This is a genomic window from Streptomyces sp. NPDC088261 (assembly GCF_044740805.1).
In the GTDB taxonomy this organism is placed as follows: domain Bacteria; phylum Actinomycetota; class Actinomycetes; order Streptomycetales; family Streptomycetaceae; genus Streptomyces.
In genome coordinates this window covers 24,061-39,863 of sequence record NZ_JBIURL010000004.1, presented here as the reverse complement: position 1 = coordinate 39,863, position 15,803 = coordinate 24,061, and the positions used below count along the sequence as shown (strand labels likewise).

Genomic DNA, 15,803 nt, shown 5'->3' with positions numbered 1-15,803 from the left:
TGGACATCGTCATGAGCTCCCCGTCGGTCCGGGCCGGCCGTCTGCCGTCGAGGTGCGGCTGACGGGCGGCCGGTCCCTCGTCCGCAGGAGGAGTTGAGCGAGCAGACGGGTGCGCGGGACCATGCGCCCCACCTCGACGTACTCGGTGTCCGCGTGGGCGCCCCCGCCCACGCCGCCCAGGCCGTCCAGCGTCGGACAGCCCACCGCCGCCGTGTAGTTGCCGTCCGAGGCGCCGCCGACGGCGATCCCCCGCAGGCGCTCCTGGCCCAGTTCCGCGGCGAGCCGGGAGGCGAGAGCGAACAGTTCGGCGGAGGACTCCGGTTCCATGGGCGGCCGCCGGCCGCCGCCCAGTACCTCCAGCCGGGCGCCGGGCGTCCAGGGTGTGAGCCCCCGCAGGAGCGCGTCGATCCGGTCCTGCGCCGCCGGGGTCGGCACGCGCACGTCCACCGACACCCGCGCCAGCGCGGGCACCGTGTTGCGCGCGCTGCCCGCCGACAGCAGGGTGGGCGTGACGGTCGCCGGGCCCAGGACGGAGTCGGTGCCGACGGCGCCCATCGCGGCGCCGAGACCGGCGATGGACAGCACCTGGTGAGCGGCCTCGACTGCGGCGTTGACCCCCTTGTGCGGTTCCTGACCCGCGTGCGCGGCCCTGCCGTGCACGACGACGTCGTAGCGCGCCGTACCCTTGCGGGCGATCTTGAGCGCACCCCCGTCGTCCGCGGCCGCCTCCAGGACGAAGGCTGCCGCGCAGCCTCGCGCGGATTCCTCGATCAGCTGCCGGGAGGTCGCCGAGCCGACCTCCTCGTCCCCGTTGACCAGGACGCACACCCCGTCCGGCGACGGCAGCGAGGCCAGGGCGTGGAACAGCTGCACCAGGCCCGCCTTCATGTCCAGGACCCCCGGCCCGCGGGCGATCCCGTCGGCCACCGACCAGGGGTGGCTCTCGATCGAGCCCATGGGCCACACCGTGTCGTGGTGTCCCACCAGCAGGACCCGCGGCGTGCCGAACGTCCACCGCAGATGGGTCACCCCGTCGATCACCAGCGTCTCCGGCCCGGCTCCCAGCAGTCTCGTCCCGAGAGCGCCCACCACCCCGGCGCTTCGCGCCACCGCTTCGTGATCGGCCGAGAAGGACTCGCAGCGCACGAGTTCCTCCAGATCGGCCAGCATCGCCGGCAGTACGGGACCGGCCCCCCGGGTCATCGGTCCCGCCCCCGGTCGACGCCCCGTCGTACTCCGTGTCGTAATCCGTGTCGTGACGACACATCTCCCCCTCGGATTCTCGTGAGCCATGGTGCGGCGGAGCGCCCTTCCCCCCTGGGGAGCCCCGCCGCGTCAATGACGTTAGGGCCGGCCGAGGTATTCCACCAGCGACTGGATCGCATAGGATCCATGCGTCCGGAGAATGGGTCGTGGAAGGGGAGAGTCGTGTTCGAGGTCGACGCGCTTCGGCTGCTCGTGGCCGTGGCGGAGACCGGATCGTTCACCAAGGCGGCGGTCCGGCTCAACTACACGCAGTCCGCGGTGTCCCGGCGGATCGCCACGCTCGAACAGCAGGCGGGCGGACCGCTGTTCGAACGGCTCCCCCGGGGAGTACGGCTCAACCCCGCGGGCCGTACGCTGCACCGGCACGCCCTGGAGGTGCTGGACCGGCTGTCGCGGGCGGCGCGGGAGCTGGCCGTGCTGCACGCGGGGCACGGCGGCCTGCTCCACATCGGAGCGTTCGCCACCGCCAACATCTCCCTCGTGCCCAGCGCCCTGCGGGCCCTCCAGCACACCAGGCCGGAGGTCGAGGTCATCGCGGTCGAGGGCTGGACCGACACGCTGATGGAACGCCTCGCGGACGGGGCGCTGGACCTCGCCGTCGTCAGCGACTACCCGTCCGGTCTGCCGGCGGCCGACGGGGTCACGACGACCGTGCTCTGCGAGGACGAACTGTTCGTGGCCCTCCCGCGCTCGCACCGCCTGGCCGGGGCCCGGACGGTCGACCTGCGGGAACTGAGCGAGGAGGCCTGGCTCCACAGCGCGTACGGCGACCGCCCCACAATGCTCGCCGACGCCTGCGCACGGGCGGGCTTCACCCCCAGGAAGATCATCCGGATCGCGGAGTGGACCGCGAAGTTCGGCTACGCCGCCGCCGGACTGGGGGTGGCGCTGGTCCCCTCGCTGGCCGCCCGGGCGGTCCCCGACGAACTGGTGCTGTGCCGCCTCACCGACCCGGAGCTGCGCCGGACCGTCCAGGTGGCCCTGCCCACGACCCCTCTGCCGGCGGCACTGACGCTGCGGGATCTGCTGCACGACGCCGTTGCCTGAAATCGGCTGACCCAGGCAGTTGACCGAATCAGTCGACCGGGCCAACGAACCGCGTCACGCCAGCAGCGACACCAGCCTCTCGTGGACGCCCTCCTTGCCGTCCGTCGGAGGACCCGGCACCAACTTCGCCTGGTCCGAGGGGTCCTGGGAGAGGGCGTGCAGCCGTCCCTTGTGGCGCGCGAGGACCAGGCTCGTACTGTCGCCCGCGATCTCCGCCGACCCCTGCGCGGTGTAGTGGGTGACCGTGAGCAGCGCGGAACGCTCCGAATCGGTGAGGACGGCGTCGGTGTCCAGCGCCGGATCGGGTTCCGCCGCCGAGCCCCTGGGCAGCCATTCGGTGAGGGTACGAAGCGCCTCGTCGAGCTTGTACAGGCCGATCTGGTGGACGCCGAGCGCGTCGATGCGGACCATCAGGCAGATCGGTTCGGGCTGGGGGAGCAGGAGGATCCGCCACGGTTCACCGGGCGTCGTCCCCGTCGTACGGGCGTCGAGCACCTTCCGGGCCCTCTGCTGGAACGCGACGGCGATGCCCAAGTCTCCCCGTACCTGCACCTGTTCGCCGTCCGTGCCCGCCAGGAGCAGTTGCCGCGCGGCCAACGAGCGGACGGCCTCGGTGAGTTCGTCGTCCGACGGCCGGGCTTCGAGGAAGTCCACGATGGCGTCCACGGCGGTGAGTTCGGCGATGGTGTACGCACCGAGCAGTACGGGGCCGGTGTACACGAGGTCCACCACGGCCGAGACCAGCCCCGGGGGGACGGACGCCTCGCCCGGACTCGGCACGGGCGGCGTCGGTGGCGGCGGCGGGACGATGTCGTGCCGGTCGTCGTCACTCATGACGTGCCTCCTGCCTTCCAGCTGCTCGCCGCAGGTGGCTCACGCCCTTCGCGCAGCACCTCGGCGGCGACCGGTGACGGTGTCTGGGTCACCCACACCTCGGAGTTGCCGAACAGTCCCCGCCCCGCCGTGCCGGACAGCGCCTGGCCCAGCTCACCGGCGAGGTCGGGCCGGTCCGGGGGCGGGAACCGGGCCGCCAGCTCCTGGGCGGCGGCGGTCACGTCGTCGTTCGCCTCGATCCTGCGCAGCGCCTCGGTCAGGGACCGTGCGACCGGCGGGGTGAGGGAGGTGGGCACGGCCAGGACCGGTGACAGGTACATCGGGTGCCGCTCGGTCATCCGGGACAGCCCCCAGGGACCGACATTGCTGCCGGTGAACCGGTACACCACGTAGTCCATGAGGTGCCGGAGGTCGCTCAGGCTCGGCAGCTTGCTCCCGCCGAACGCGGCCGGGGTCTTCTCCAGCTGGACCCAGGTGCCCTGCGCCGTACGTCCGTGCAGCTTCTCCCGCACCACGTGGCCGCGCATGCCGATGTCGGGGTAGAGCTTCTTGTCGATGTCACGGTGGTGGCTGGAGAGCCGGGGATGACTGCCCTTGCCGGCCCGCCACGCCTCGTACAGCCCCGGATCGTCCACCAGCACATGACCGCCGCGGAGTACGTCACGCAGCTGCGGCACCTGGAGGCCGTGCCGCTCCAGGTCGGAGAGGATCGCCGCCTCCTCCGGGCTGAGGTGCTCGGCCGCCCGCAGCAGTCCTCTGCGGTACTCACCCGCCCGCGCGGTGATCCCGATCATGAGACGGACCCGGTCCCGCACCGTCTCGGTCCGCCGGGCGCTGACGGGGCCGGGAGCCGCCCCGCCGGTCCGCCCGGCGTGCTTCACGAGCGCTGACATGGGCTTGCGCTTCATCTGGCCAGTACAGCACGAGAGCGGAGAACGCGCAGAGGACGACGCCGGGGGACCGAGAGCGCCGGGGACCGAGAACGCCAGGGACCGGCAACCAGCAGGGCCTCCCGCCGGCCGGACGGCCGTCAGCCGGCCCGGCGGCGGGAGGCCCCGCTCCCGTACGGTGGTCCTGGGCGCCCCCGGGCGCCCGGGGTCACTTGACCTCGACGCCCGCGCCGGCCGCCTTGAGGGACTCGGAGGCCTTGTCGGCGACCTCCTTGGAGACCTTCTCCAGGACGGGCTTGGGGGCGCCGTCCACGAGGTCCTTGGCTTCCTTCAGGCCGAGCGAGGTCAGTTCGCGTACGACCTTGATGACCTGGATCTTCTTGTCGCCGGCGCCCGTGAGGACGACGTCGAACTCGTCCTGCTCGTCCGCCGTCTCGACCGGGGCGCCCGGGCCCGCGGGGCCGGCGGCGGCGACCGCGGCGGCGGCCGTGACGTCGAACTTCTCTTCGAACGCCTTCACGAACCCGGAGAGTTCGAGCAGGGTCATGTCCTCGAACTGCGCGAGCAGGTCGTCCTGCGACAGCTTCGCCATGATGGCGGTCCTTCCACTGGTGCCACTGATTCGACTGATGCGGCTCATGCCACTGATACGGCTCATGCCACTCATGCGGCCGATGCCGGGTGTACTGATCGGCGGGCGCGCGGCCCCCGGCGGCCCTCACCGGACGGTGACGGCCGTGACGCCGGGTTACGCGGCGCCGTCCTGCGCTTCCTTCTTGACGCGAAGCGCTTCCGCGGTGCGGACGAACTTCGAGGGAAGCGCCTGGAAGAGGGAGGCAGCCTGCGACTGCTTGCCCTTCATGGCACCCGCCAGCTTGGAGAGCAGAACCTCGCGGGACTCGAGGTCCGCGAGCTTCTTGAACTCGTCGGCGGACAGCGCCTTGCCGTCAAGGACACCGCCCTTGATGACGAGATTCGGGTTGTCCTTGGCGAAGTCACGAAGACCCTTCGCCGACTCCACCGGGTCACCGGTGACGAAGGCAACCGCCGTCGGACCCGCGAACAGGTCGTCCAGCGTGTTGATCCCGGCCTCGTTGGCCGCGATCTTGGTCAGCGTGTTCTTCACCACGGCGTACTGGGCGTTCGCACCGAGGGAACGGCGCAGCTCCTTGAGCTGCGCCACGGTGAGACCCCGGTACTCGGTCAGCACGGCGGCGTTCGAGCTGCGGAACTTGTCCGTCAGCTCGGCCACCGCGGCAGCCTTGTCGGGCCTTGCCATGAGCGTCGGCCTCCTTCCGGGTGATGAGGACCGCTCTCGGAAGGCGCTGAACGTACGAAACGCCCCGGCGCAGGTGCACGGGGCGCGGCACGGCCGTACGGCAAGCGCTGCCGTCGTACCGAAGCTCTCCAACGTGACCTGCGCAGGCCGTCCGCGGTCAGCGGATCCTTCGGCCGCCGGGCTCGGTGACGAGCGCACGACGACAACCAGCGGTTTTTGGCTTCGGCACGACAGTAGGGAAACCGGTCGTAACCGGCAAATCCGCTCCGGTGGCTGTTTTCGGTGGCATTCGGCTGCCACAACCGGTCCTCGTGCAGGCCGAGTTGGTGGATGCCGCAGCGCCGGCGGGAGGCCCCGCCCGCAGGCCCGGCACCCGCCACGATCACCCGATCGAGACTCCTGTTCGACAGGCGATCGACGAGCCGGGCCGGTGGGTCATGAGACGGTTGAATGACGGTTGAATCCTGGGGAATCCCGTCCGGCGGCGGAGGTTCGCGGCTACCCTCGACAACCTGACCAGCGCACTGTTCGAAGAGGGGAGCGTGGATGGTGCCCGGGGCCGAGCGGCCGGTCGTTCTTCCTTTGCTCGAACGTGAATCGGAGCTGGCCTCGGCGACGCGGGCCGTGGACGCGTTGTGCGGGACCGCTCCCGCCGGCGGGCTGCTCGTCTACCGGGGCGCCGCCGGGCTCGGGAAGACCGCGTTGCTCAACGAGGTACGGCGGTTCGCGGCGGGGCGGTGTGCCGTGTGGTCCGCGCGCGGCGGCGAGACGGTCACGTCCGTTCCCTTCCACGGCGTACGGCAACTCCTGCAACCCGCCCTCATGGCCGGTGAGTCCGGGGGCGCGACGGCCGGAGAAGCCCTCGACGCGCGGGAACTGCTCGGTGACCGGTACGAGATCGTCGGCCCCGCCCTCGGGATCGCCCCGCCCGGCACCCAGCACGCCGACCCGCAGGGTGTCAGGGACGGACTCGACCTCCTGGTCGACCGGCTCGCCGAGGTGCACGGACCGCTCCTGCTCGTCATCGACGACGCGCACTGGGCCGACCTGGAGACCCTGGCCTGGCTGGCCTCCTTCGCCGGGCGGCCGCCCGGCGGACCGCCCGTCCTCGTGGTGGTCGCGTACCGCACCGAAGAGGCCGTCGGCGAGACCGCGCGGCACCTCCAGACGCTCGGGACCGCCGCCCGGCTGCGCGTCTCCCTGCGCGCGCTCACCCCCGAGGCCACCGCCGAGCTGACCCGCGCCACCCTGGGCGAGGAGGCGGACGACCCGTTCTGCCGGGAGGTGTGGGCCGTCACCGGCGGCAACGCGTACGAAACCGTCGAACTGCTCGCCAAGGTCCAGGACAGCGGACTGGCCCCCGCCGAGGAGTCGGCGAGCGCTCTGCGCGCCCTCGGCGCCTCCGCGCGCGGCAAGGGCCTCGTCGCCCGGCTGGAGGAACTGGGCGCGAACACCACCAAGTTCGCCTGGGCGGCGGCCGTCCTCGGTACGGACATCTCCCTCGACCTGGCCATCTCCCTGTCGGGTCTCGGGTGGGAGGAGGCCGCCGAGTGCGCCGAACGGCTGCGCGTGGCCCGGATCCTGGAGGGCACCGACCCGCTGGAGTTCGTCCACCCGCTCATCGCGGGAGCCGTCTACCGCGCCATCCCGCCCGCCATGAGGACCGCGTTGCACGGCCGCGCCGCATGGGCCGTCTCCCGCAGTGGCCGGGGAGCCGCCGCCGCGGCCCCGCACCTCCTCGAAGTCCACCCGGACAATGACGCGGAACTGGTGGGCCAGTTGCGCGAAGCCGCCGCCGAGAACCTTGCCGTCGGCGCCCCCGACGCCGCGCGGCGCTGCCTCGAACGCGCCCTGCTGGAACCGCCGTTGCCCGCCATCCGGGCGCGGGTGCTGTACGAACTGGGCTGCGCCACCCTGCTCACCTCACCGGCCACCACCGTCGGCCATCTGCGCGCCGCCCTCGACAGCCCCGACCTCGATCCCGCACTGCGCGTCGACGTGGTGTTCCGGCTGGCGCAGGCCCTCACGCACAACAACCAGACCGGTGAGGCCGCGCAGGTCGTCGCCGAGGAGGTGGCCCGCGCCGAACCGGGCCAGGACCGGATGCGGTTGCAGGCCGCGCACTTCCTCTGGGAGGGCGTACGGGCCGTGGAGGACAACGGCCCCGCCCGCTCCGGGCGGCTGCGCGAGGTGGCCCGTACGCTCACCGGCCGCGACAACACCGAACGTGTCCTGCTGATGCTGCGCGCCTTCGACGGCACGGCCCGGGGCGAGAGCGCCGAGGAGATCGTCCAGATCGGTGAACGCGCCCTGCTGAACGGGCGGTTGGCGCCGGGCGTCGGCTGGGCCGACCCCGCGTGGGGCTTCGAGGCCCCGGCGCTGCTCGGCCTGTCGTACGCGTTCGCCGACCGGCTCGACCAGGCGGAGAGCCTGTTCAACGAAGCACTGCGGGCCTTCGAGATCTCCGGCTGGAGCGGCGGCCATCTCGCCTTCGCCCACGCGCTCGTCGGGTACGCGCACCGCAGGCGCGGCCGGCTCGCCGAGGCCGAGTCGTACCTGCGCGAGAGCCTGCGGCTGGCCGACCGCGTCGGCGACGGCCTGCCCATGCACTGGGACGCGGCCTGCATGCTCATCGACACCCTGCTCGCGCGGGGCCACGTCGAGGCGGCCCAGGACGCGGCCGAGCGCCACGCGTTCGCGCCGCCGTACTCGTCCTCGATCGTCATCCCCGACGCCCAGTCCGTCCGGGGCCGGCTGCTCCTCGCCCAGGGGCGGCACGACGAAGCCGTCGCCGAACTCGACGCGGCGGGAAGGGCGTTGACGGCCCGGGGCCGGCACAACATCGTCATGGCGCCCTGGGCGTGCGACCTCGCGCGGGCGCTCGCGCCCACGGACCCGGTCCGCGCGGCGGAGCTGGCCCGGTACGCCCGCGACCGCGCCGAACGCTTCGGTACGGACACCGCCATCGGTGTCGCCCTGAGCTGCGAGGCCTCGTTGAAGGAGGGCCCGGCGGCGGTGAGCCTCCTCGCCCACGCCGTGGAGCATCTCGACGCCTCACCCTGCGCGTACGAACGGGCCGTCGCCCGCGTCGAGTACGGCATCGCCGCCGACCTCCCCGTCGAACTCACCCGCGGTCTGGAACTCGCGAAGCGCTGCGGCGCCGACGGACTGGTGGCGCGGGCGGAACAGGCCATGGCGGGCATCCGCTGAACCCACGGGCCGGCCTCGGGCCATGACGGTACGGCGGCTGATCTCACGCGCCGACCTTTGTGGGCCGATCCCCGCCGGGGCGGGCGCGCCCCGGCCGGTAGGCTCGGTGCGGAGACCGTGGACGCACAGAGCAGGAGATCAGCGACGTTGTCCGAGAAGCCGGGCCCCACCGGACCCGCCCCCCTGCGGGCCGACTGCGGCAACTGCTTCGGGCTGTGCTGCGTCGCCCTGACCTTCTCGGTCTCCGCGGACTTCCCGGTCGAGAAGAAGGCCGGGGACCCCTGCCACCACCTCCGCGACGACTCCCGCTGCGGCATCCACGACCGTCTGCGGACCGAGGGCTACCAGGGCTGCACGGTGTACGACTGTTTCGGCGCCGGACAGCGGGTCTCCCAGGTCACCTTCGCGGGCCGGGACTGGCGGGAGGCACCCGGGACCGCCGGGCAGATGTTCGCCGCGCTGCCCGTGATGCGCCAGCTCCACGAACTCCTCTGGTACCTGACCGAAGCCCTCACCCTCGTACCCGCCAGGACCGTGCACGCCGAGATCCGCCCCGTCCTCGCCGCGACCGAGCGCCTGGCCGCGAGCGACCCCGACACCCTGCTGGAGATCGACGTGGCGGCGCACCGGGCGCGGGTCAATCCCCTGCTGCTGCGGACGAGTGAGCTGGTACGGGCCCAGGTCCGCGGCAAGAGGAAGAACCGCAGGGGAGCCGACCTCTTCGGGGCGAAGCTCCAGGGCGCCGATCTGCGCGGCGCGGACCTGCGGGGCGCGTACCTGATCGCCGCCGACCTGCGCGGCGCCGACCTGCGGCTGGCCGATCTGATCGGCGCGGACCTGCGGGACACCGATCTGCGCGGCGCCGATCTGACGGGCAGCATCTTCCTCACCCAGAGCCAGGTGAACGCCGCGAAGGGCGACTCCGGCACCGCGATCCCGCCGGCACTGGTGCGCCCCGCGCACTGGTAGCGCCCTGGCGGCGGCCTTCAGGGGCGCGCTTCAGCGCCGGCGCGGCCGGCGCCGGGCCGCGCGGAAGGCGAAGAGGGCGAGCGCCGCGAGAACCGCCGTGCCGATGACGACCATCGGCATGAGGTACGAGAACCCGCCGGACCCGTCCGACCCGGCGGCGGCCTCCCGGCCCTCCCGGCCCCCGGGGCCCGACGCCCCCGCGCCGGACCGCACTTCGGGACCGTGCGCCCCGCCGACCGCCCCGGTCATCGGCTCGCCCACGACTCCGGACACGGTCCCGCCCGCCCCCGCCTCTTCGGTCCGGCCCGTCCCCTCCGTACGCTCTGTACTCTCCGCGCCCTCCGACCGCTCCTTCCGCTCCTTCCGCAGGATCCGGTCGGTCTCGGCCGCACCGCTCCGCGCCCCGTCCCGTACCGGCTTCCCGGCCCGGCGGCCCGGCAGGACCACCGGATCGGCCGGCGCGGGCCGCAGCGAGCCCACCGGGGTGACCTGCCCCTCGGCGGCGAAGCCCCAGTCGAGCAGCGCCCTGGCCTCCTCGTACACCGCCTGCGACGCGCCCGACTGCGGGTTCATCACCGTCACCAGCAGCGTTTGGTCGCCGCGCCGGGCGGCGGCGACGAGTGTGTTGCCCGCCCGCGAGGTGTAGCCGTTCTTGACGCCGATCAGCCCGGGGTAACGCTCCACCCCGCCCGCCCCGCTGAGCAGCCGGTTGGTGTTCTGGATGCCGTACGTGCCCTTGTCGCCGGGGAACTGCGCCTCGGCGGTCGAGCTGTACCGTACGAACTCCGGCGAGGCCAGGCCCGTACGGCCGAACACGGCCAGGTCGTACGCCGAGGACACCTGGCCCGGCTCGTCGTAGCCGTCCGGGGACACGACATGGGTGTCGAGCGCGCCCAACATCCGCGCCTTCTCGCGCATCTGAGTCACCGTCGAGTCCCAGCCGCCGTTCATCGCGGCGAGGACCCGTACCGCGTCGTTGCCGGAGCTGAGGAAAACACCGCGCCACAGGTCGGCCACCTTGTAGGACAGCCCCGGGACCACCCCCACCAGGCTGCTCCCCTCGCCGATCCCCGCCAGGTCGTCCTCGGTGACGGTGTGCCGGGCGTGCTCCGACAGATGCGGCAGGGCGGTGACGGCGAAGAGGGTCTTGAGGGTGCTCGCGGGCGGCAGCCGGCGGTGGGCGTTGTGCGCGGCGAGGACATCACCCGTCACGGCGTCGGCGACCAGCCAGGACAGGGCGGAGACCTCGCTCGGGGGCGAGGGCGCGCCGGACGCGGGGCGTACCTGCGTCCCCGGTTCGTACAGCAGCGCGCGATCGGCGGTGCGGGAGGAGCCGGCGGCCGGGGGGACGGGTTCGGTCCTGGTGTGGGCGGCGGCCGGTGAGGGCGCGGGCAGGAGGACCAGCAGGCCGGTGGCGAGGGCCACCGTCCCGGAGAGCGCGGAGCGCGTCGCGGATCTGATGATCATTCAGCCACGGTAGGAACGGCGGGCGCTCTCCGCACCGCCACCTGCGCCGTCCGGACGTACAGGCGTCCGCCACCCGTACATCCGTACACGCTGAGTGAGGGAGGCGACCGCGCGGCCGATCGGGTGACGGCCGCGGGTCAGTGGTCAGGATCAGCGGCCGTCGGCCGGCGGCCGGCCGTCGGCGGTCAGCGGTCCAGCGGTCAGCGGTCGGCCGTCAGCGCTCAGCAGTCAGCAGTCAACGGTCGGCGGGGTCGGGGGTCGGGGCGGTGGCCGGTGCGGGGGAGGCGACCGGGGCCGACAGGGTCGGATCCGGGACCAGGGACGGGTCGGCCTCCGCCATCCGCTCGGGCCCGATGACGTCCAGCAGCTTGAGCCGGTCGGCCTCCGGCGTACCGGGCGCGGCCGAGCAGGTGACGATCCGCAGGTCGGTGCCCGGCGCGACGAGCGTGTCGCAGTCCACGTCCACCGGTCCGACATCCGGGTGATGGACGGTCTTGGTGTCGCTGTCGTGGAACCCGGCGATACGGGAGTTCCACAGCTGCCCGAACCGGCTGCTGACGCGGCGCAGGTCGCCGATGAGGAACCGCAGCTTCTCGTCGGTGGGGTAGCGGACGGTCGCCGCCCGCAGGTCGGCGACGACGGCGGCCTCGAAGCGCGCCTCCTGCTCCAGCGTGTGGCTGATCCGGCTGGGCAGCCCGGTGAAGTGCTGCCAGGCGGCGTTGCGGCCGCGGCCCTGCTGCATCGCAGGGTCCCCGAGGAGGGCGGCCCACAGCGGGTTCCAGGTGATCAGGTTCCAGGCGGCGTCGTACACCCCGCACGGCGTGCCGGTCAGCTGGTCCAGCAGGCGCCGCACGCTCGGCGGGACGTGGTCCGAGACGTGTCCGGTGGCGGGTGGGGACTGCCCGGCGAGGAGGAACAGGTGCCGGCGCTCACCGTCGGACAGCCGCAGACCGCGGGCCAGGGTGGTGAGGACCTGGACGGACGGCGAGGTCGCCCGGCCCTGTTCCAGCCGGACGATGTACTCCACGGACAGTCCGGTCAGCTCGGCCAGCTCCTCCCGGCGCAGTCCGGGGGGTCGGCGGGACTCGTCGGCGGGCAGCCCGGCCTCGGCCGGGGTGATCCGGTCACGCCAGCGGTGCAGGGCCGTGCCCAGCTCTCCGTGTCGGCTCATGCGTCCAGTATCGGGTGGTATGGGCAACCGTGCCCGGCGCCGGAGGTGTGCCGCGCCGGGGCGCGTACGGACGCGGAGTGATATTCGATCGCCCGTTCGACAATCGTATCGTTGTGGTCACTCTTCGTGCCACTGCGGACGCGCAGCGTGCAAAGGCGTGAGTCTATGCCTGCCGGACCGGGTCGTGCAGGAGGTTGAACGATTATGCCGATGCGGTGATCCGGCCGGGCTAGGCTCTCGCGGAGCGTGCCGAGTTGAGATGAAATCAGGCATTTGTTCTTACCTGTCTGAATCATTCGAATGATCCGACTGTTGATCCGACTCTTGATCCGACTGAATCGACCGCCAGAGGGCTTACATGGTTCGTGTTGAAGCACCCCCGACCGATCAACCCCCGACTGATCAAGCGCTCCCCGTCGTCCGCACCCTGGCGCTCCCCGCCGCCCTGATGGTCGCGGCGACGACGGCCACCGTGACCGTCGCCGCCGACGCCGCCCGGATACCGATCGTGCTGTACGGCGCGGTCGCGACCGTCGTCGTCACCTGGTACGCGGCCGAACTGGCCCGGCGCGGCAGGGCGGTCCGTACGCTCCACGAGCGGTACGCCCACCGCGTCGCGCTGTTGGAGCGGTACCTCGCCGAGCACGACGAGGAGACCGTACGGCTCGGCAAGGAGCTGATGCCCGCCGCGATCCACCGGCTGCGCCAGGGCGAGTCACCGCTGGAGGTGATCCGCGTCGTCGTGGACGGCGACGAGAACTACCGCGAACTTTCCCCGGCCCAGCGCGCCTTGCTGCGCTCGGTGCTGGACATCGTCGACAACGAGGAGGCCCTGCGCGAGTCCGCGCAGCGCTCGTTCGTGAACATCGCCCGCCGCGTGCAGGCCATCGTGCACCAACAGGCCAGCGAACTGCGGGAGATGGAGGAGCATCACGGCCGCAACCCGGAGGTCTTCGACGACCTGCTGCGGATCGACCACGGCACCGCGCTGATCGGCCGTCTCGCCGACAGCATCGCGGTGCTCGGCAAGGCGCGCCCCGGCCGCCAATGGCCCAAGCCCGTACCGCTGTTCAGCGTGCTGCGCGGCGCGATGTCCCGGATCCTGGAGTACCAGCGGGTCGACCTGCACTCGATCGCCAAGGTCGCGATCATCGGCACCGCCGTCGAACCGCTCATCCACGCCTGCGCCGAACTCCTCGACAACGCCACCCGCTACTCGCCGCCGCAGACCCGCGTCCACGTCACGGCGGTCGAGGTGCAGACCGGCATCGCGATCGAGATCGAGGACGGCGGGGTCAGCCTCAGCGAGGAGGCCAGGACCAGGGCCGAGCGCATGCTCGCACAGGCCCAGGCCGGTATCGACCTCAACGACCTCGGCGAGACCCCCCGCCTCGGCATGGCCGTCGTCGGCCGGCTCTGTCAGATGTACAACCTTCAGGTGTCGCTGCGGCAGTCCGCGTACGGCGGGGTCCGCGCCGTCCTCGTCGTACCGCGCGATGTCATCACCACCGGCCCGGCGCCCGGTGTCGCGCACGGCATCGGCGCCTCGGCGCTGCCCCGGGGCAGCGGCGCGGAGCTGCCCATGGCCGACGTGCTGCGGCCCGGCGACCGGGTCCGTCCCGGAGAGCGGGCGCGTCCCGGAGAGCGGGCGCGTCCCGGAGAGCGGGCGCGTCCCGGCGAGAAGGCGCCCCGGCGGGTCACGGGACCGCAGCGGCCCGCCCCGCTCGCGGCCTCCCTGGAGGACGACGCGCCCGTCGTCACGGAGTGGACGGAGAACGGGCTGCCGCAGCGGCGCAGCCGTGGCCGCGCCCCCCTCGGCTCGCACAACCTCGGCCGCCGCGCCGCGGTGGGGGCGCAGGCCGCCGAGCACCGGGGCGGCCCGGTCGGGGCGCCGGGCAACGGCGTCCGGAGCAACGGCAACGGCAAGGGCAGCGGTCACGGCAGCGGGCATGGCACCGGCGCCGCGGCCGGCTCAGGCTCAAGCTCCGCCTCCGCGCCCGACAGCGGCCCCGGCGGCGCCCCCGCGCAGCAACCGGGGCCCGGCATCTGGCTCGAAGCGTTCACCAAGGCGGTCAACGGCACCGCGCAGGAGCCGCCCGCCGACGCGGGGGAGGCGCCGGGCCTCCCCGGCGACCGGGACGAATCAGACGACGCGTGGGGCAAGGGAGACCTGAAGTGATCCAGCAGAGGGCGAACATGGACTGGATGCTCAAGGAACTGGCCGACGGCGTACCGCAGATCCAGCAGATCGTGGTCCTCTCGGCGGACGGTCTCCGCATCGCCCGGCACGGCGGCGACCCCGACGTCGCCGACCGCCTCGCGGCGGCCTGCGCCGGACTCCAGAGCCTGGCCGCCGCCGTCGCGTCGGAGATCCCCCACAGCGACGGCCGGATGAGACTCGTCGTCATCGAGGTCGGGGGCGGCTTCTTCTACCTGATGGAGGCCGGGACCGGCGCGTACCTCGCCGTCCTCGCCGACGAGACGGTCGACGCCGGCCTGGTCGGCGCCAGGATGCGGGACATGGTCGTCCGTATCGGCGCCCACCTGACCAGCCCGCCGCGCCACGACGGGCTGGCCGGATGACTCCTCCCCGACGAGAACGCCGTCGTCCCGAGGCGGACGTGGGGGATCCGGAACGGCTGTACGTGATCACCGGCGGTCCCGACGGCGCCGAGCGCGCCGAACTCGACCTGGTGACCATGATCGTGGCACGTGACGAACCGTCACCGACGGTTCAGCCGGAGCAGGCGGCCATCCTCCGGCTGTGCCGGGCGCCCCTGTCCGTCGCGGAGTTGTCCGCGTACCTGACTCTCCCGTTCAGCGTGGTGACCGCCCTGCTGACCGAACTCCTCGCGACCGAACTGGTCGAGTCGCGGGCGCCCGTCGTCCGCGCGGCCCTCCCCGACCGGTCCCTCCTCGAAGCGGTGATGCATGGACTCCAGAAGCTCTGACGCGGTCGCGGGCACGCGCGCGGGCGGCGTCGCCGGTCCGCGTACCGAAGACGTCCTGCCCACCACGGCCACCTCCGCGGTGAAGGTCGTGATCGTGGGCGGATTCGGCGTCGGCAAGACGACGATGGTGGGTTCGGTCAGCGAGATCAGACCCCTCACCACCGAAGAGACCATGACCCAGGCCGGGGTGGGCGTCGACGACAACAAGGGGGTGGAGAGCAAGACCGCCACCACCGTCGCCATGGACTTCGGCCGCATCAGCATCACGGAACACCTGGTGCTGTACCTCTTCGGTACGCCGGGGCAGGAGCGCTTCTGGTTCCTGTGGAACGGCCTCTTCGAAGGGGCCCTCGGGGCGGTCGTCCTCGTCGACACCCGGCGCCTCGAAGTCAGCTTCGACGTGATCGGACGGCTGGAGGAGCGCGGGGTGCCGTTCGTCGTCGCGGTCAACACCTTCCCCGACGCGCCGCACCACCCCGTCGAGGTGCTGCGCACCGCACTCGACCTGCCGGACGAGGTGCCGATGGTCGACTGCGACGCGCGGCTGCGGGCGTCGAGCCGCGACGTACTGCTGACGCTGATGCGCTATCTGCACGCGCTGGCGCTCCCGACCGGCTGACCGGCGCCTTCCCCTTTCCCGTTCTTGCCTCGCCCCGCATCCCCCTGACCATCCGGACCGTCCGGTGACCTTCCGGACCTTCCGGCCCGATTCCTGGAGT

The 15,803-nt window shown here is 72.7% G+C and carries 14 protein-coding genes; 7 read left to right on the top strand and 7 right to left on the bottom strand.

Going from position 1 to position 15,803, the window contains the following annotated elements; genetic code table 11:
* Positions 1-9: 9 nt before the first annotated feature.
* The gene (locus ACIODU_RS09940; RefSeq protein ID WP_401766726.1) at positions 10-1,170 is read right to left on the bottom strand and encodes a M20/M25/M40 family metallo-hydrolase; all 1,161 of its coding nucleotides are present in this window, start codon (positions 1,168-1,170) and stop codon (positions 10-12) included.
* 258 nt (positions 1,171-1,428) lie between these two features.
* Here ACIODU_RS09940 and ACIODU_RS09935 point away from each other — a divergent pair, with 258 nt between their 5' ends.
* Positions 1,429-2,313: a LysR substrate-binding domain-containing protein gene (locus ACIODU_RS09935; protein WP_356432962.1), complete on the top strand. Its 885-nt coding sequence runs from the start codon at positions 1,429-1,431 to the stop codon at positions 2,311-2,313.
* 54 nt (positions 2,314-2,367) lie between these two features.
* Here ACIODU_RS09935 and ACIODU_RS09930 read toward each other — a convergent pair whose 3' ends face one another.
* The 4 genes from ACIODU_RS09930 to rplJ form a co-directional block, all read right to left on the bottom strand.
* The gene (locus ACIODU_RS09930; RefSeq protein ID WP_401765964.1) at positions 2,368-3,147 is read right to left on the bottom strand and encodes a hypothetical protein; all 780 of its coding nucleotides are present in this window, start codon (positions 3,145-3,147) and stop codon (positions 2,368-2,370) included.
* The gene (locus tag ACIODU_RS09925; RefSeq protein ID WP_356432966.1) at positions 3,144-4,040 is read right to left on the bottom strand and encodes a hypothetical protein; all 897 of its coding nucleotides are present in this window, start codon (positions 4,038-4,040) and stop codon (positions 3,144-3,146) included. Before ACIODU_RS09925 ends, ACIODU_RS09930 begins: the two co-directional genes overlap by 4 nt.
* Positions 4,041-4,245: 205 nt before the next feature.
* On the bottom strand, positions 4,246-4,629 hold the full coding sequence (gene rplL, locus ACIODU_RS09920; RefSeq protein WP_356432967.1) for a 50S ribosomal protein L7/L12: 384 nt from the start codon (positions 4,627-4,629) through the stop codon (positions 4,246-4,248).
* 156 nt (positions 4,630-4,785) lie between these two features.
* Positions 4,786-5,316 (bottom strand): 50S ribosomal protein L10, encoded by a 531-nt coding sequence (gene rplJ, locus ACIODU_RS09915; protein WP_401765960.1) that lies wholly within the window; start codon positions 5,314-5,316, stop codon positions 4,786-4,788.
* A gap of 546 nt (positions 5,317-5,862) precedes the next feature.
* Between rplJ and ACIODU_RS09910 the strand changes: the two genes are divergently transcribed.
* Together ACIODU_RS09910 and ACIODU_RS09905 are read left to right on the top strand one after the other, a co-directional pair.
* A complete protein-coding gene (locus ACIODU_RS09910; protein WP_401765957.1) occupies positions 5,863-8,526 on the top strand; it encodes an ATP-binding protein in 2,664 nt (887 codons plus the stop codon).
* Positions 8,527-8,673: 147 nt separating this feature from the next.
* A complete protein-coding gene (locus ACIODU_RS09905; protein ID WP_401765954.1) occupies positions 8,674-9,495 on the top strand; it encodes a pentapeptide repeat-containing protein in 822 nt (273 codons plus the stop codon).
* Between the two features lie 30 nt (positions 9,496-9,525).
* Here the strand turns inward: ACIODU_RS09905 and ACIODU_RS09900 are convergent, their stop codons facing one another.
* Positions 9,526-10,962 carry a D-alanyl-D-alanine carboxypeptidase family protein gene (locus ACIODU_RS09900; protein ID WP_401765951.1) on the bottom strand — a complete coding sequence of 479 codons (1,437 nt, stop codon included), beginning with the start codon at positions 10,960-10,962 and terminating at the stop codon, positions 9,526-9,528.
* Between the two features lie 235 nt (positions 10,963-11,197).
* The gene (locus ACIODU_RS09895; protein ID WP_401765948.1) at positions 11,198-12,133 is read right to left on the bottom strand and encodes a helix-turn-helix transcriptional regulator; all 936 of its coding nucleotides are present in this window, start codon (positions 12,131-12,133) and stop codon (positions 11,198-11,200) included.
* A gap of 358 nt (positions 12,134-12,491) precedes the next feature.
* Between ACIODU_RS09895 and ACIODU_RS09890 the strand changes: the two genes are divergently transcribed.
* From ACIODU_RS09890 to ACIODU_RS09875, 4 genes are read left to right on the top strand one after another with little or no spacing between them, the layout of a single operon-like run.
* Positions 12,492-14,312, top strand: coding sequence for a sensor histidine kinase (locus ACIODU_RS09890; RefSeq protein WP_401765946.1), 1,821 nt, complete (start codon positions 12,492-12,494; stop codon positions 14,310-14,312).
* On the top strand, positions 14,309-14,716 hold the full coding sequence (locus ACIODU_RS09885; RefSeq protein ID WP_356432870.1) for a roadblock/LC7 domain-containing protein: 408 nt from the start codon (positions 14,309-14,311) through the stop codon (positions 14,714-14,716). Before ACIODU_RS09890 ends, ACIODU_RS09885 begins: the two co-directional genes overlap by 4 nt.
* Positions 14,713-15,084 (top strand): DUF742 domain-containing protein, encoded by a 372-nt coding sequence (locus ACIODU_RS09880; protein WP_356432872.1) that lies wholly within the window; start codon positions 14,713-14,715, stop codon positions 15,082-15,084. The genes ACIODU_RS09885 and ACIODU_RS09880 overlap by 4 nt, the downstream gene beginning before the upstream one ends.
* On the top strand, positions 15,065-15,703 hold the full coding sequence (locus tag ACIODU_RS09875) for an ATP/GTP-binding protein (RefSeq protein ID WP_356432874.1): 639 nt from the start codon (positions 15,065-15,067) through the stop codon (positions 15,701-15,703). The genes ACIODU_RS09880 and ACIODU_RS09875 overlap by 20 nt, the downstream gene beginning before the upstream one ends.
* The last annotated feature ends 100 nt before the right edge of the window (positions 15,704-15,803 follow it).

Coding starts and splice junctions, on each gene's coding strand:
- rplL (WP_356432967.1), bottom strand. CDS start 4,629: ATGGCGAAGCTGTCGCAGGACGACCTGCTCGCGCAGTTCGAGGACATG.
- ACIODU_RS09925 (WP_356432966.1), bottom strand. CDS start 4,040: ATGTCAGCGCTCGTGAAGCACGCCGGGCGGACCGGCGGGGCGGCTCCC.
- ACIODU_RS09900 (WP_401765951.1), bottom strand. CDS start 10,962: ATGATCATCAGATCCGCGACGCGCTCCGCGCTCTCCGGGACGGTGGCC.
- ACIODU_RS09930 (WP_401765964.1), bottom strand. CDS start 3,147: ATGAGTGACGACGACCGGCACGACATCGTCCCGCCGCCGCCACCGACG.
- ACIODU_RS09880 (WP_356432872.1), top strand. CDS start 14,713: ATGACTCCTCCCCGACGAGAACGCCGTCGTCCCGAGGCGGACGTGGGG.
- ACIODU_RS09895 (WP_401765948.1), bottom strand. CDS start 12,133: ATGAGCCGACACGGAGAGCTGGGCACGGCCCTGCACCGCTGGCGTGAC.
- ACIODU_RS09875 (WP_356432874.1), top strand. CDS start 15,065: ATGGACTCCAGAAGCTCTGACGCGGTCGCGGGCACGCGCGCGGGCGGC.
- ACIODU_RS09910 (WP_401765957.1), top strand. CDS start 5,863: ATGGTGCCCGGGGCCGAGCGGCCGGTCGTTCTTCCTTTGCTCGAACGT.
- rplJ (WP_401765960.1), bottom strand. CDS start 5,316: ATGGCAAGGCCCGACAAGGCTGCCGCGGTGGCCGAGCTGACGGACAAG.
- ACIODU_RS09940 (WP_401766726.1), bottom strand. CDS start 1,170: ATGCTGGCCGATCTGGAGGAACTCGTGCGCTGCGAGTCCTTCTCGGCC.
- ACIODU_RS09890 (WP_401765946.1), top strand. CDS start 12,492: ATGGTTCGTGTTGAAGCACCCCCGACCGATCAACCCCCGACTGATCAA.